The sequence below is a fragment of the Pseudoxanthomonas sp. Root630 genome (assembly GCF_001427585.1).
Lineage (GTDB): Bacteria > Pseudomonadota > Gammaproteobacteria > Xanthomonadales > Xanthomonadaceae > Pseudoxanthomonas_A.
This window is the reverse complement of the sequence record NZ_LMGY01000016.1, coordinates 192,979-206,128: the sequence shown is the minus strand read 5'-3', so window position 1 is coordinate 206,128 and position 13,150 is coordinate 192,979. Positions and strand designations below refer to the sequence as shown.

General features: G+C 67.7%; 17 protein-coding genes. 11 read left to right on the top strand and 6 right to left on the bottom strand.

The features are described from left to right. From trxC to ASD72_RS13220, 5 genes are all read left to right on the top strand, one after another. Positions 1–441 carry a thioredoxin TrxC gene (gene trxC / locus ASD72_RS13240; protein ID WP_056880420.1) on the top strand — a complete coding sequence of 147 codons (441 nt, stop codon included), beginning with the start codon at positions 1–3 and terminating at the stop codon, positions 439–441. Positions 442–481: 40 nt separating this feature from the next. After that, on the top strand, positions 482–1,045 hold the full coding sequence (locus ASD72_RS13235; RefSeq protein ID WP_081420332.1) for a GNAT family N-acetyltransferase: 564 nt from the start codon (positions 482–484) through the stop codon (positions 1,043–1,045). Positions 1,046–1,083: 38 nt separating this feature from the next. Continuing rightward, positions 1,084–1,875, top strand: coding sequence for an SAM-dependent methyltransferase (locus tag ASD72_RS13230; protein ID WP_056880418.1), 792 nt, complete (start codon positions 1,084–1,086; stop codon positions 1,873–1,875). Positions 1,876–2,027: 152 nt separating this feature from the next. Then, entirely contained in the window at positions 2,028–2,312 is a 285-nt protein-coding gene (locus tag ASD72_RS13225) for a hypothetical protein (protein WP_155944639.1), read from the top strand. Positions 2,313–2,383: 71 nt separating this feature from the next. After that, complete coding sequence (locus ASD72_RS13220) at positions 2,384–4,165, top strand: GGDEF domain-containing protein (protein ID WP_056880416.1); 1,782 nt, start codon at positions 2,384–2,386, stop codon at positions 4,163–4,165. A 63-nt stretch (positions 4,166–4,228) separates the two neighbouring features. Here ASD72_RS13220 and ASD72_RS13215 read toward each other — a convergent pair whose 3' ends face one another. Beyond that, positions 4,229–5,320, bottom strand: coding sequence for a diguanylate cyclase (locus ASD72_RS13215; protein WP_056880415.1), 1,092 nt, complete (start codon positions 5,318–5,320; stop codon positions 4,229–4,231). Positions 5,321–5,498: 178 nt separating this feature from the next. On the opposite strand from ASD72_RS13215, the gene ASD72_RS13210 reads away from it, so the two are divergent. The 3 genes from ASD72_RS13210 to ASD72_RS13200 are packed head-to-tail and all read left to right on the top strand — an operon-like array spanning position 5,499 to position 6,749. Beyond that, positions 5,499–6,158 (top strand): DUF998 domain-containing protein, encoded by a 660-nt coding sequence (locus ASD72_RS13210; RefSeq protein ID WP_056880414.1) that lies wholly within the window; start codon positions 5,499–5,501, stop codon positions 6,156–6,158. A 30-nt stretch (positions 6,159–6,188) separates the two neighbouring features. Beyond that, a complete protein-coding gene (locus ASD72_RS13205) occupies positions 6,189–6,533 on the top strand; it encodes a RidA family protein (RefSeq protein WP_056880413.1) in 345 nt (114 codons plus the stop codon). 3 nt (positions 6,534–6,536) lie between these two features. Continuing rightward, positions 6,537–6,749, top strand: a complete 213-nt coding sequence (locus tag ASD72_RS13200; protein ID WP_056880412.1) for a hypothetical protein — start codon at positions 6,537–6,539, stop codon at positions 6,747–6,749. Between the two features lie 174 nt (positions 6,750–6,923). On the opposite strand, the gene ASD72_RS13195 is transcribed toward ASD72_RS13200, so the two are convergent. Next, the gene (locus ASD72_RS13195; RefSeq protein WP_056880411.1) at positions 6,924–8,186 is read right to left on the bottom strand and encodes a TIGR03862 family flavoprotein; all 1,263 of its coding nucleotides are present in this window, start codon (positions 8,184–8,186) and stop codon (positions 6,924–6,926) included. 97 nt (positions 8,187–8,283) lie between these two features. Between ASD72_RS13195 and ASD72_RS13190 the strand changes: the two genes are divergently transcribed. Next, complete coding sequence (locus tag ASD72_RS13190; protein ID WP_056880699.1) at positions 8,284–9,873, top strand: serine hydrolase; 1,590 nt, start codon at positions 8,284–8,286, stop codon at positions 9,871–9,873. A 139-nt stretch (positions 9,874–10,012) separates the two neighbouring features. Here the strand turns inward: ASD72_RS13190 and ASD72_RS13185 are convergent, their stop codons facing one another. Next, entirely contained in the window at positions 10,013–10,447 is a 435-nt protein-coding gene (locus ASD72_RS13185) for an FKBP-type peptidyl-prolyl cis-trans isomerase (protein ID WP_056880410.1), read from the bottom strand. Between the two features lie 78 nt (positions 10,448–10,525). Between ASD72_RS13185 and ASD72_RS13180 the strand changes: the two genes are divergently transcribed. Beyond that, positions 10,526–10,888, top strand: a complete 363-nt coding sequence (locus ASD72_RS13180; RefSeq protein ID WP_056880409.1) for a DUF6164 family protein — start codon at positions 10,526–10,528, stop codon at positions 10,886–10,888. Positions 10,889–10,891: 3 nt separating this feature from the next. Here ASD72_RS13180 and ASD72_RS13175 read toward each other — a convergent pair whose 3' ends face one another. From ASD72_RS13175 to ASD72_RS13165, 3 genes are read right to left on the bottom strand one after another with little or no spacing between them, the layout of a single operon-like run. Then, positions 10,892–11,452: an SRPBCC family protein gene (locus ASD72_RS13175; protein ID WP_056880408.1), complete on the bottom strand. Its 561-nt coding sequence runs from the start codon at positions 11,450–11,452 to the stop codon at positions 10,892–10,894. Between the two features lie 36 nt (positions 11,453–11,488). Continuing rightward, a complete protein-coding gene (locus ASD72_RS13170; protein ID WP_056880407.1) occupies positions 11,489–11,941 on the bottom strand; it encodes an SRPBCC domain-containing protein in 453 nt (150 codons plus the stop codon). Next, positions 11,938–12,309 carry a metalloregulator ArsR/SmtB family transcription factor gene (locus ASD72_RS13165; RefSeq protein WP_200948896.1) on the bottom strand — a complete coding sequence of 124 codons (372 nt, stop codon included), beginning with the start codon at positions 12,307–12,309 and terminating at the stop codon, positions 11,938–11,940. The genes ASD72_RS13170 and ASD72_RS13165 overlap by 4 nt, the downstream gene beginning before the upstream one ends. An 88-nt stretch (positions 12,310–12,397) precedes the next feature. Here ASD72_RS13165 and ASD72_RS13160 point away from each other — a divergent pair, with 88 nt between their 5' ends. Further along, complete coding sequence (locus ASD72_RS13160) at positions 12,398–13,147, top strand: sulfurtransferase (protein WP_056880406.1); 750 nt, start codon at positions 12,398–12,400, stop codon at positions 13,145–13,147. The last annotated feature ends 3 nt before the right edge of the window (positions 13,148–13,150 follow it).

Sequence of the window (13,150 nt, the reverse complement as noted above, 5' to 3'; positions counted from 1 at the left end):
ATGAGCGCCGACGCCCACCTGATCGCCTGCCCGCACTGTGCGGCGATGAACCGTGTGCCGCCGGCGCGGCTGGCGGAGGCGCCGAGCTGCGGGCGTTGCCACCATCCCTTGTTCACCGGACTGCCGCTGGCGCTGGGCGAGGCGGACTTCGACCGCCACGCGCTGCGCAGCACGCTGCCGCTGCTGGTGGATTTCTGGGCGCCCTGGTGCGGGCCTTGCCTGCAGATGGCCCCGCATTTCCAGCAGGCGGCCGGCGTGCTCGAACCGGCGATGCGCCTGGCCAAGGTCGATACCGAAGCATGCCCAGGGCTGGGCAACCGCTTCGGCATCCGCAGCATCCCCACGATGGTCCTGCTGCAGGGCGGGCGCGAGATCGCCCGGCAGAGCGGCGCGATGGCGACGGAGGCGATCGTCCGGTGGGTGCGAGGGCAAGTGGGGTGAACAAGCGCCTGTGCCCGCCCGCCGGCTCGTCTCAAGCGTCATGAGCCTGTCGTTACAGATCGAATCTCCCGCAGGCACCCTTGGCGCTCGGGCCCTAACGACACACCGGTTGTCGCTTCGACCCTTGCAGGGGTCGGATGCGCACCGTTACTGCGCGTGGTTCGGTGATGCAGAACTCATGGCGCATGCCGGCGCGCCGCTGGATCCGGAAGCGGCAGCTCGCGCCTTTCGCGCGAGCCTTGCGATGATGGAGCAGGCAGCGCCGACGGCATGGCTGTGGGTGGCGACGGAACGGGTGACGGGCGAGGAGGTCGGGCTTGTCGGGCTCGTGACCAGGGAGGGCATGCCTGAAATCGGTTCGATCATCGTCTCCCCGCAGCAAGGTAAGGGCTACGCCTACGAGGCGCTTGCGTGCATACGCGACGAGGGCTTCCGGCATCTTGGCCTTGCTGCCCAGTTCGGCTGCCAACTGCCGGTGAACCACAGGTCCATCGGCCTGATGCACAAGCTCGGGTTCGATCAGGTGCCGGGGCATCCCGACCGGATCCACTGGCACCTCAGCCGCGCTACCTGGGCCGAAGGTCTTGGGTCGAGTGTCGGGTAGCGACGATACTCTGCGTTTTCGCAGGGGGATGAAGTCGGATGAGTGATGGCACGGGGAGCCTGGCCTGCGTCGGCGTGGGGATGACGCTGGGCGCACACATCGGCCCGCGCGCGCGCGCTCACATCGAACAGGCGGATGTGGTGTTCGTCGCGGTGTCGGACCCGCTGGTGGAGCTGTGGGTGCAGGGGATGAATCCGGATGTCCGGAGCCTTCAACCGTTCTACGGCGAGGGTAAACCCAGGACCGACACCTATCGCGAGATGGTTGAGGCGATGCTGGTGGAGGTAAAGGCAGGCAAGCGGGTATGCGGAGCGTTCTACGGGCATCCGGGTGTTTTCGCGGTGGTGCCCCATCGCGCCGTCGCGCTTGCCAGGGAAGCCGGCCACGAAGCGGTGATGGAGGCCGCAGTATCGGCGGAAGACTGCCTCTATGCGGATCTCGGCATCGATCCCGGGACGGTGGGCTGCCAGCACTTCGAGGCCAGCCAGTTCATGTTCTACCGGAGGGTGATCGACACCTCCGCCTTCCTGGTGCTCTGGCAGGTGGGGGTCGCAGGGGACCCGTCCTTGAAGCGCTTCTCCCAGGACGCGGCCTTGCTGGATATCCTGGTCGACCTGCTGCAGACCCAGTACCCGGCACGACACGAGGTGATCGTGTACGAGGCCGCGACGCTGCCTCAGGCGCTCCCGCGCGTGCACAGGCTGCCCCTGGAGGCCTTGCCGGGGGCTGCGCTGACGTTGGCGTCCACATTGGTGGTACCTCCCTGCACGCCACTGATCCCCAATACGGAGGTCCAGGCCCGCGTCCTGTCCCTGGTTCGCGGAGCCTGAAGCCGGCGGGCAAGGCTCCGCCGCGGGTGGAGTCGCGTCAGGAATCAGCGTATCTTCTGTGAGTCGCAGCAGCTGAACGTCGGACCAGGGGAAGACGTCGGGCGGAGTACACAGCGGCGCGACCTGATTTCAATTCATTTCTTGGGGGACTTGTGTCGAATCTGATCCGTCTTTTGGAGACCATGGGCCAGCAGCCCATTTTTGGTGCCGAGCGTGAGAGCCGGTTCGCCGCCGCGCTGAACGCGTCCGGATTGCATGAAGAACAGAAGGCGGCCCTCATGGGGCAGGACAGCCGGATAGTGGCGGACGTCTTTGGTGTCCGCGAGAACATGATCTGCATGGTGTGGGCCCCGGAAGAATCGCCGGCCCGCGAGGACGAAGGCCAGCCGGATGCTGATCTGCCTGACGAAGGCGGCGAGGCTCCCCAGGAAGAGTAAGAAGTCCCCCCGCAGGGGACATCGTGGAGAAGATGATGGTGATCAGGAATGTCGCTGTACGTCTTTGTTGGATGCTGGCCGGTTTCTTGGCGGCAGGGAGTGCGTATGCCTCCGATGACATCCAGGCCTTGATCGACAGGGCCGAACAGACGAAAAGTGCGGATCACCAGCGGTTCCAGCGCCTGCTCGAGGAACTCAATGTTTCCCTCGAGCAGGCAACTCCACGCCAACAGGATGCGATCCGCTACCTAAACGCCTATGCGCTCGTCTTCCAGGGGAAGCATGAGCAGGCGATCCGGACCGCGCGGGACCTGCTCGGCACCTCGACCGATCCGGACGTCCAGTTCCGGGCCAGTGCCCTGATCGTCAATGCCTATGCGATCAACCGGAAATTTACCGACGGCCTGAGGCAGTTGGAACGGACCTTGAAGCTCCTCGGGTCCGTCAGCTCCAAGGAGTTGCGGCACCAGGGATTGGGCGTGGCCGCAACCATCAACAGCCAGATCGGTCAGTACGAGGAAGCGCTGCAGTTCGCCGACAAGATCCTCGTCGACGAACCCGATCCCCGCACCGAATGCCTCGCTCGGCAGGTCTACCTCGATGCGCAGCAGAACCTGTCGAAGACCGAGCCCAGGGAAGAAGCGATCGAGAAAGGCATCGCCCAGTGCCTTGGTCAGGGGGAACTCGCCGCGGCGAGCTTCATGCGCATCACGCTGGCGCGCGCGCTCGTCCTGCGTGGTGGTCGCGAGGATGCCATCAAGCTGCTCGAATCCCATCTGGCAGAGGTCGAGCGCACTCGCTACCCCCGCCTGATCGCAGACGTCAAGGCCACGTTGGCGGAACTGCTGCTGGAGAAGGGCAACATTTCGATGGCGGAGCGGTATGCGCTGGATACGCTGGTGCATAGCAAGAGCATCCAGAGTTCGCTCCCGCTGGTGAAGGCCTACCGTGCGATCTACGAGATCGCCGAACGCCGGGGTAGTCCGGAACTCGCACTGGCGGCTTACAAGAACTATGCGGATGCGGACAAGGCTTACCTCGATGAGGTGAAAACCCGCGAGCTGGCCTACCAGATCGTCCGCCAGGAGACGCTGCAGAAAACCCAGCAGATCGATCTGCTCGACCAGCAGAACCAGGTGCTGCAGCTGCAGCGCAAGGTGGACCAGCAGGCGGCGCAGAACACGCGGTTGATCGTGATCCTGCTGATCGTGCTGGTGGCCTCCATCGGCTATTGGGCGTTCAAGATCAAGCGCGTGCAGCTGTCGCTGAAGAAGATGGCCGAGACCGACGCCCTGACCGGCATCTGCAACCGCCACCACTTCACCATCCGCGCCGAACGCGCGCTGGCCGAATGCGCCCGCAATGGCGAACAGGCCGCGCTGATCATGTTCGACCTGGACCACTTCAAGAACATCAACGACCGCTTTGGCCATGGCACTGGCGACTGGGCGTTGAAGGAAGTCGCCGAGGCCAGCAAGGGCTTCTGCCGCCGCATCGACGTGATCGGCCGCCTGGGTGGCGAAGAGTTCGCCATCCTGATGTACGGCTGCGACCTGCGCGCCGCCGCCCGCGTGGCCGAGGACTGCCGCGTGCGGCTGGCCCAGATCGACACGCGCGAGACCAGCCACGTGTTCGCCATCACCGGCAGCTTCGGCGTGACCTCCAGCATGCAGTCCGGCTACAGCCTGGCCAAGCTGCTCTCGCACGCTGACAAGCAGCTGTATCGCGCCAAGCACCTGGGCCGCAACCGCGTCTGCGTCTACGAGCCCGCGCAGGAACACGCCCGCGAAGCGAGCAACGTGCTGGAACTGCCCACGCGCGAAGGCCGCGCCGAACACAACGTCGGCGCCTGACCGCCGGACCGCCCGGGCGGCGGTCCGCGCAAACACGGATGGAAGGAATGCCCTGGCGGTGCGTCAGGGCGTAACGGTGGCCGCGTGCAGCGCTTCGTGCACCGCCCACTGGTTGCGCCCGTTGCTCTTGGCGCGGTAAAGCGCGCGGTCGGCCGCTTCCAGCCACGCGCGCAGCCCGGCGGACGGGGCGTCGGCGCACGCCAGCCCCAGGCTGACCGTCGGGTGCAGGCCGGGCGCGGTCTGGAGGCGGAGGGCTTCCACGCCTTCGCGGATACGCTGCGCCACGTTCTCGGCGGCCCGCAGGTCGCTCCCGCGCAGCAGCACCGCGAACTCGTCGCCGCCCAGCCGGCCCGCGCAATCCAGCGTACGGATGCTGTGCTGGATCACGCCGGCGACCGCGCGCAGCACATCGTCGCCGGCGGCATGGCCGTGGCGGTCGTTGATGGCCTTGAAGTGATCGATGTCGATCATCATCAGCGTGGCCTGCTCGCCGGTTTCCGCGCATTGCGCCAGCAGCATCGACGCCTGTTCCTGCCAGTGGCCGCGGCTGTCCAGCCCGGTGAGGGTGTCGCGCCGGCTGAGCTCGTCCAGCAAGCGGTTCTGCCGCTTCACCTTGCGCACCAGGCGGTAGCTGGCCTGGCTCACGGCGATCGAGTGGATCAGCAGCATCGGCAGGCACGCCAGCATCACGGGCATGCTGGTCACCGGTTGCAGTTCGAAACCGGTGAGCGCACCGGCCAGCAGCGCGCCGGCCAGCATCAGCGGCAGCGACCAGTACCACAGGCGATCGATGCCGGTGCTGATCTTGTCGACGGTGGCCAGGGTCACGAGCAACACGCTCGGCAGCAGGTTGAACGCCATCAACGGCACCCACATGCCGGCCAGCATCGAGTCGAAGAGCAGGTTGCGGATTTCACCGCGGAAGGGTTCGCGGTGCTGCAGCGCGAGCCAGTAGGCCAGTTGCGGCCACAGCAGGGCGGTGAAGCCCAGCCACGCCCACGCCCCCCAGCCCGCGCCGTTTTCCAGCAGCACGGCGCCGACGGGCAGGGCGGCCAGGCCCATGCCCAGCATGCGCAGCCGGTAGATCCGGCGGGGCAGGCGCTGGGCGTGGTGGCGCGCCGGGTGGGCGCCGGATGGCGATACGTCGAACGGCATTGGCGCGTGGAGTCCCCTCGCTCGTGGCGGCCAGTCCCCCGGTGCCCCGGGAGAGGTTGGAGTGTAGGTCAAACCGTGACGGCGGGCACGCCACGGACTTCTGCCCACGACAACGGCCCGAAACCGGCGAACTTGAGCGCTGTCGGATAATCGGTTCGACACCTGCCGAGGTCCGCTCATGCCCGATGCCGCACCGACCGCTTCCACCCCGCAGGCCCGTACGATCCGGCTGACGGCGGCGCTGGCGATCACCGGGGCGATCCTGTTTCTGCTGGTGGCGGGGGCGCTGCAGATCGTCCGCCACGATCTGGCCTGGCCCCAGGCCACCCTCAGCCAATATCTGAGCGGTCCCTACGGTCTGCTGTTGCGGTCGGCCTATTGCCTGCTGGCGGCCACCATCGTGCTGCTGGCGTGGGGCCTGCGTGCCCAACTGGCACCGCAGGCGCGGAGCGGCGCTCCGGTAGTGCTGTTCGCCCTCGGCGCTGCCGCGCTCGCTGGCGTGGCGGTGGGCGATTCGTGGCTGCCCGCGATCGCGCCTGAGTTTCACGTCTGGTTCCACCACACCTGTGCGATCACGGCGTTCCTGAGCGTCACCGCGGGCATGGTGCTGCAGGCGTGGCGCTTCCGTCTCGATGCGGCGTGGCGGCCGCATTTCCCGTTGGCCGCGGCCTGGTCGCTCGCGTGCTTCGCCTTGCTGTGGGTGCACGCGCTGTGGGCGCCGGCCGGAAAGGGTTGGGTGCAGAAACTGCTGATCGCGCTGATCGTCTCCGCCATGCTGTTGGCGGGTACGTGGCTCTGGCGTGCCGCCCGCCGTGCGGGCACCGAGGCGTGGCGCTAAGCTTCAGGTAATCACACAGGAGATCCCCACATGATCCAACGGTTCGACGTAGGCGCACGCCTCTCCGAAATGGCCATCCACAACGGCGTGATCTACCTGGCGGGGCAGGTGGCGGAAGACGCCACGCAGGGCATCGCCGGGCAGACCCAGCAGGTGCTCGCCGAGATCGACGCGCTGCTGGCGCGTGCGGGCAGCGACAAGGCGAAGATCCTGCGCGCGGAGATCTTCATCAAGGACCTGCAGGATTTCGAGGCGATGAACCGGGTCTGGGATGCGTGGGTGCCGGAGGGCAACGCACCGCCGCGCGCAACCGTGCAGGCGCACCTCGCGCGGCCGGGGTGGCTGATCGAAATCGTGGTGACGGCCGCGGTCTGATCGATGGCGACGCGCAAGCCCGGCCCGTGGCAACGTCCTGCGCCGAAGCGCCGTGGCGGGGGCGTCAAGCTCACCGCGGTACAGGTGGAAGAAGCCCGCGCCCGCGCCGAAGCGGCGGGCCGGCGCTATCCCAACCTGGTCGACAACATGCATGTCGCCGCCAAGGCGCGGCGCGAAGGCCCCGCACATCAGGGTGCGACGGAAGAGTCTGAATGAGCATTCAGTGGCCTGAGGCACAGCATGCACATCCAGCCGTAAATGTCTGTAATAAAACTGCTTTCAAACGCTAACCGGACTTCAACAACGGCTCGCGTATCGTGCGTCCACGTTCCGCAGCCGCTGCGGCACGCACTTCCCGGGGTGCGCGCCGCAGCCCCTGCGGACGACCACTCAGGCGTTGCGTTGCGCCAGCCAGTCGATCACGCCGCGTGCGGCCTGGCGGCCGCTGGCGAAGCACGCCGTCAGCAGGTAGCCGCCGGTGGGTGCTTCCCAGTCGAGCATCTCGCCAGCGGCGAACACGCCGGGCAGACCGCGCAGCATCAGGCCCCGGTCCAGCGCTTCCAGCGGTACACCGCCCGCGCTGCTGATGGCCTCTTTGATCGGGCGTGCGCGCTGCAGCCGGAACGGGAACCGCTTCAGCGTGCGGGCGATCCGCGCGGGATCCGCCAGCGCCGCCTTGTCCAGCACTTCGTAGAGCAGGGCCGCACGCACGCCGCTCACGCCAGCTTCCCGGCGCAGGTGCTCGCTCAGGCTGCGCGAGCCGCGCGGTTTGGCCAGGCGACGCACGAGGTCGCGCTCCTCGCGCCCGGGCAGCAGGTCCAGCACCAGGGTGGCGTGGCCGTCGCGCGCGATGGCGTCGCGCAGCAGCGGCGAGAGTGCATAGACCAGGCTGCCTTCGATACCGGTCGCGGTGATCACGCACTCGCCCTGGCGTTGGTGCGGGGTGCCGTCGGCTGCGTGCCAGTGCGCGGTGACCGGTTTCAGCGGTTCGCCGGCGAAGCGCGTGGCCAGATGCTCGCTCCAGCCGATGTCGAAACCGCAGTTGGATGGTTGCAGCGGCGCGATGTCGACGCCACGCGCCTGCAGGGCATCGACCCAGGCGCCGTCCGAGCCCAGTTCCGGCCAGCTGCCGCCCCCCGTCGCCAACACGACGGCGTCGGGCTGCGCGCAGAGATCGCCTTCCGGCGTGGCGAAGCGCAACGCGCCGGTTTCGTCCCAGCCCTGCCAGCGATGCAGCACATGGAAGCGCACGCCCTGTTCGCGCAGGCGGCGCACCCAGCCGCGCAGCAGCGGGGCCGCTTTCAGGTCGGTGGGAAACACGCGCCCGGACGTGCCGACGAAGGTCTCCACGCCGAGCCCGCGTGCCCAGGCGCGTAGCGCATCGGCATCGAACGCCTGCAGCCATGCGCCGACTTCGTTCGCCCGTTCGCCATAGCGCGCGACGAAAACAGCGAAGGGATCGGAGTGGGTGAGGTTCATGCCGCCCTTGCCGGCGATCAGGAACTTGCGGCCCACCGAGCCCTTGGCATCGTAGAGATCGACCTGGAAGCCCGCTGCGCGCAGGGTTTCGGCTGCCATCAGGCCAGCGGGCCCGCCGCCGACGACGGCAACCGTGGGCGTGGAGGGCGGGGTGTCGGAGCTCGGTGAAGGCATCCGCATAGTATGCCGTGCGCAGCAAGGGCTCCCGACAGCCGCGCTGCGTGCGGTATCGTCGCAGGAAGCTCCTGGACGGGAATGGTGGATGTATCCGATGTCGCCTGCGGCCCTGCGCCGCGCTTTGCTGCTGCTGTTCCTGGCTGCGCCGGCCGCTTTCGCGAAAGACGCCGCGCCACCGCCCGCATTGCAGGACCTCGACGCCTACGTCGAGTCTGTGCGCCAGGCGTTCGACGTGCCCGGTATCGCGGTCGCGGTGGTGAAGGACGGCGAGGTGGTGCTGGCCAAGGGCTGGGGCGAGCGCGAGCTCGGCAAGCCGGCGAAGGTCGATGCCCACACGATGTTCGCCATCGCCTCGAATACGAAGGCCTTCACCTCGGCGTCGCTGTCGATGCTGGCCGACGAGGGCAAGCTCTCGCTGGACGACCGTGTGATCGACCACCTGCCGTGGTTCCGCATGGCCGACCCGTACGTGACCCGTGAGATGCGCATCCGCGATCTGCTGGTCCATCGCAGCGGGCTGGGGCTGGGCGCGGGCGACCTGCTGTACTGGCCCACCACCACCTACAGCAATCGCGAAGTGGCCGAGCGCCTGCGCGACGTGCCGCTGACCGGCGGTTTCCGCGAGCGCTACGCCTACGACAACATCCTCTACGGCATCGCCCAACTGGTGGTGGAGCAGGCCAGCGGGCAGTCGTACGAACAGTTCCTGCGTGCACGCATCTTCCAGCCGCTGGGTATGCGCGAGACGCGCTACAACAGCGATGCGCTGAAGGCGGGCGACAATGTCGCCACCGGCCATGCCAAGGCCGACTTCACCACGCTGCAGCCGGCCCCGCGGATGACGTGGAAGAACGTGGCCGGCGCCGGTGGTGTGTATTCCAGCGTGTCGGACATGGCGCGCTGGATGAATGCGCAACTGGCCGGCGGCACCTACCGTGATGCGAAGGGGCGGGAGCAGGCCCTGTTCACGCCCGCCCGGCAGAAGGCGATGTGGTCGCTGGTCACGCCGATCCCGATCTCCGAGCCCAAGGTGGAAGCCCTGAAGGCCGCGAAGCCGAACTTCCTCGGTTACGGCGAAGGCTGGATGGTGTCCGACTTCCAGGGCCGCAAGCTGGTGTGGCACACCGGTGGCTGGCCGGGCATGGTCTCGCGGGTGACGTTGGTGCCGGAACAGAAGCTCGGCGTGGTGGTGCTGACGAACCAGGAAGTGGGCGCCGCGTTCCACGCGATCACCCTGAAAGTGCTGGACGCCTACCTTGCCAACAGCGGCACCGACTGGCTGGCCGCCTACCAGGCGCAGGTGGCGCAAGCCAACGACAACGCCGACGAACACTGGCAGAAGCTGCAGGCCGCGCGCGATGCGACGTCGAAACCGTCGCTGCCGCTGGCGAAGTACGCCGGCACCTTGCGCGACCCGTGGTACGGCGACGTCACCGTGGCCCAGGAGGGCAAAGGGCTGGTGTTGCGCTTCAGTCGCACGCCGGAGCTGGTCGGTGACCTCCAGCCCTGGCAGCACGACACCTTCGTGGTGCGCTGGCGGGAGCGCTGGCTCAACGCCGATGCCTTCCTGACCTTCTCGCTGAAACCCGATGGCGGTATCCGCGAAGCCCGGATGGAAGCCATCTCGCCGCTGACGGATTTCAGCTTCGACTTCCACGATCTGCGACTGGCGCCGGTGGAGTAGGCAGCGCTTCTGTAGGAGCGACGCGAGTCGCGACTGCACGGCTGAAGCCACCATTTTCCGGAGCAAGGTCCAGAAGGTTTCCGTGCATTGATTGTTCGCGGTCGCGACTCACGTCGCTCCTACAGTAGCTCTCGGGCCGTCACTCGTGCGGCTTGACGTCCAGCAGTTCCACGTCGAACACCAGCGAGGCGCCGGGCGGGATCACGCCGCCTGCGCCGCTGCTGCCATAACCGAGGTCCGACGGGATCAACAGCGTGCGTTTGCCGCCCACCTTCATGCCGGCGACGCCTTCATCCCATCCGCGGATCACCTGGCCTGCGCCGAGCAGGAAGGTGAACGGTTCGCCGCGATCCACCGAGCTGTCGAACTTCATCCCGTGCTTGTCGGGCGCGTTCTCGTCGTACAGCCAACCGGTGTAGTGCACGGTGACGTCGCTGGCGCTGGTGGCCACGGCGCCGCTGCCTGCCTGGGTATCCAGGCGCTGGAGTTCGGCGACGCTGCCACCCGGCGGCGGGCCGGACGGAGCACAGGCGGCAAGGAAGGTCAGCGAGACAGCGAGCAACAGGGAGCGCATCGATCATCCTGGAAAATCGGGGAGCGTGCAGGGTAGCGCACGCGGCTGCGCCCGAAGCTGACCGGCTACACTGTGGCCATGGCGAAACTCTTCCTCAACCTGCGCAACGTACCGGCCGATGAAGCCGACGACGTGCGCGACCTGCTGCGGACGAACGCGATCGACTTCTACGAAACGCAGCCGAGCCCCTGGGGTATTTCCGCGGGCGGATTGTGGATCGAGGACGCCGACCAGCTGGCGCGCGCGAAGACCCTGATGGCCGGCTACCAGGCGCAGCGGCGCGACCACGCGCGGTCCGAGCGCGCCACCGCTGAGCGCGAAGGGCGCGCGGAGACGTTCGGCGGACTGCTTCGTGATCGCCCGCTTTACGTCGTCGGCGTCCTTGCCGCGATGCTCTTCATCGTGGCGGTGACGCTGGCCCTGCCTTGGCTGCTGCTCTGAGGCTCAGGCCGCGGCCTCGCGCGGCAGGCGTTGCGCGTAGTCGGCTTCCAGCGCCTCGTGCGTGGTCCAGAAATTGGCGGGCGCGCGGCCTTCCATGTGATCGATCAGGATGCCGATGTGCGCATGCCAGCCGGCGGAGACGCTGAGCAGCGCATCGCGATCGGGCAGGCGGCTGTGGGTGATGGTCAGCAGCACGCGGTCGCCCTGTGCCTCCAGGTCGAAGCGTACCTCTGACGACGTGCCATCCGCTTCGCCCCAGGTGTGCGCCAGCAGGCGCGGCGGCTCGCATGCGGTGATGCGGCCGGACTGATGGTGGCAACCGTCCTCCGTGCGGTAACGCTCGGGCGTGGGCACCTGCACGTCGGAGAGGTCGTCGTGGTGGAACACCAGGTTCACGTCGCCGCCGACGCGCAGGTCCATCGGGCCGCTGGCCAGCCAGCGGCCGCGCGCGTCGCTGTCGGTGAGGTAGTGCCAGACACGTTCGATGGGGCCCGGCAGCGAACGCTGCAGGCGCAAGGTGTTGGGGGCGATGAGCGTGCCGAAACCGGCGTTGATGTCGTTCATGCGAACTCCGATGTCGTAAGGGGTGTTGCGGCGGGATCAGAACAGCGCGTGCAGCGCTTCGAGCATGTGCGCCCAACCCTGTTGCGTACGTTCGGCGTAGTCCGCCCAGGCGCGCGGCAGGGCGTGGGTGAGGCGGAGTTCGCACCCGGTCGGAACGGGCGAAATCACGATGTCCACGCGGCTGCCGTCCTGGTCGGACTCGCCCGCGATGCCCCAGGTGAAAGACAGCCGATGCGGACGCTCGATCACGATGTATTCGCCGACATGGTCGATGCGCGTGCCATGACGTTCGACCAGTATCGAGAAACGACCGCCGACGCGCGGATCGACATCCAATCGCAGCACCTTCTCGTCGCGCACGCCCGGTCCGAACATCCATTGGCCCAGCAAGCGCGGCGTGAGCCAGGCATCGAACACGCGTTCCGCGGGCGCGGAAAAGTGCCGCTGCACGGTGACGTCTACCGTGTCGGGGGAGGGGCGTGCGGTCACGACTGTTTCCTCCGTCGGGTCGCGGGTGAGGCCGTCGTGTCGGTGTCGGCCTGCAGAACCGCATCGAGCGCGTCCAGGCGGTCGTTCCAGAACTGCTCGTAATGGCGCAGCCACGCCTGGCCTTCGGCGAGCGCCTGCGGTTGCAGGTGGCAGAGATGGGTGCGTCCCCGGATCTGCCGCGTCACCAGCCCGGCGCGTTCCAGCACCTTGATGTGCTTGGAGGCCGCGGCGAGCGAGATATGGAAGGGCGCCGCCAGTTCGCCCACGCTGCGCGGCTGTCCGCCGAGGCTGCGCAGCATCCGCCGGCGAGTGCCGTCGGCGAGGGCGTGGAAGACGGCGTCGAGTCGGGAGGAGTCATGTTCAACCATGTGGTTGAGTATTGAGGCGCGGCCTGGCAACTGTCAACCATCTGGTTGAATGAAGGGGCTAGGCGCCGACGGACGGTAAAATCACCGCATGGTCACCAATATCGCCGCCTACCACTTCACGCCCATCGACGCCCCCGAGGCATTCGCGGCCGAGCTCCGCGAACGCGCCGAGGCGCTGGCGCTGCGTGGCTCGGTGCTGGTGGCGGGCGAGGGGGTGAACCTGTTCCTGGCCGGGTCCGCCGACGCCATCGACGCGTTCCTCGCGCCGTTGCATGCGGACCCGCGCTTCGCCGGCTTGCGGGTCAAGTACAGCACCAGCGCGCAGGTGCCGTTTGCGCGGCTCAAGATCAAGGTGAAGCCGGAAATCATCAGTTTCCGCCGCCCCGGCACCACGCCGGAAGACGCGCGTGCGCCGACCATCGAGCCCCGCACGCTGGCCCGCTGGCTGGCGCAGGGCCACGACGACGCCGGTCGGCGCGTGGTGATGCTGGACACCCGCAACGCGCAGGAAGTGGCTTACGGCACCTTCGCTGGCGCGCTGACGCTGCCGATCGACAAGTTCACCGATCTGCCGGCCGCGCTGGATCCCCATCGCGAAGCCCTGAAGGACGCCACCGTGGTCAGCTTCTGCACCGGCGGCATCCGCTGCGAGAAGGCCGCCTTGTGGATGCAGGCCGATGGCATGGAGAACGTGCTGCAGCTGGATGACGGCATCCTCGGTTATTTCGAGCAGGTGGGCGGTTTCGGCTACGACGGTGCCTGTTTCGTCTTCGACGAGCGCGTCGCGCTGCATCCGGACCTCACGCCGCTGGTGGACGCCGCGGCCGACGCCGCGTGAGCG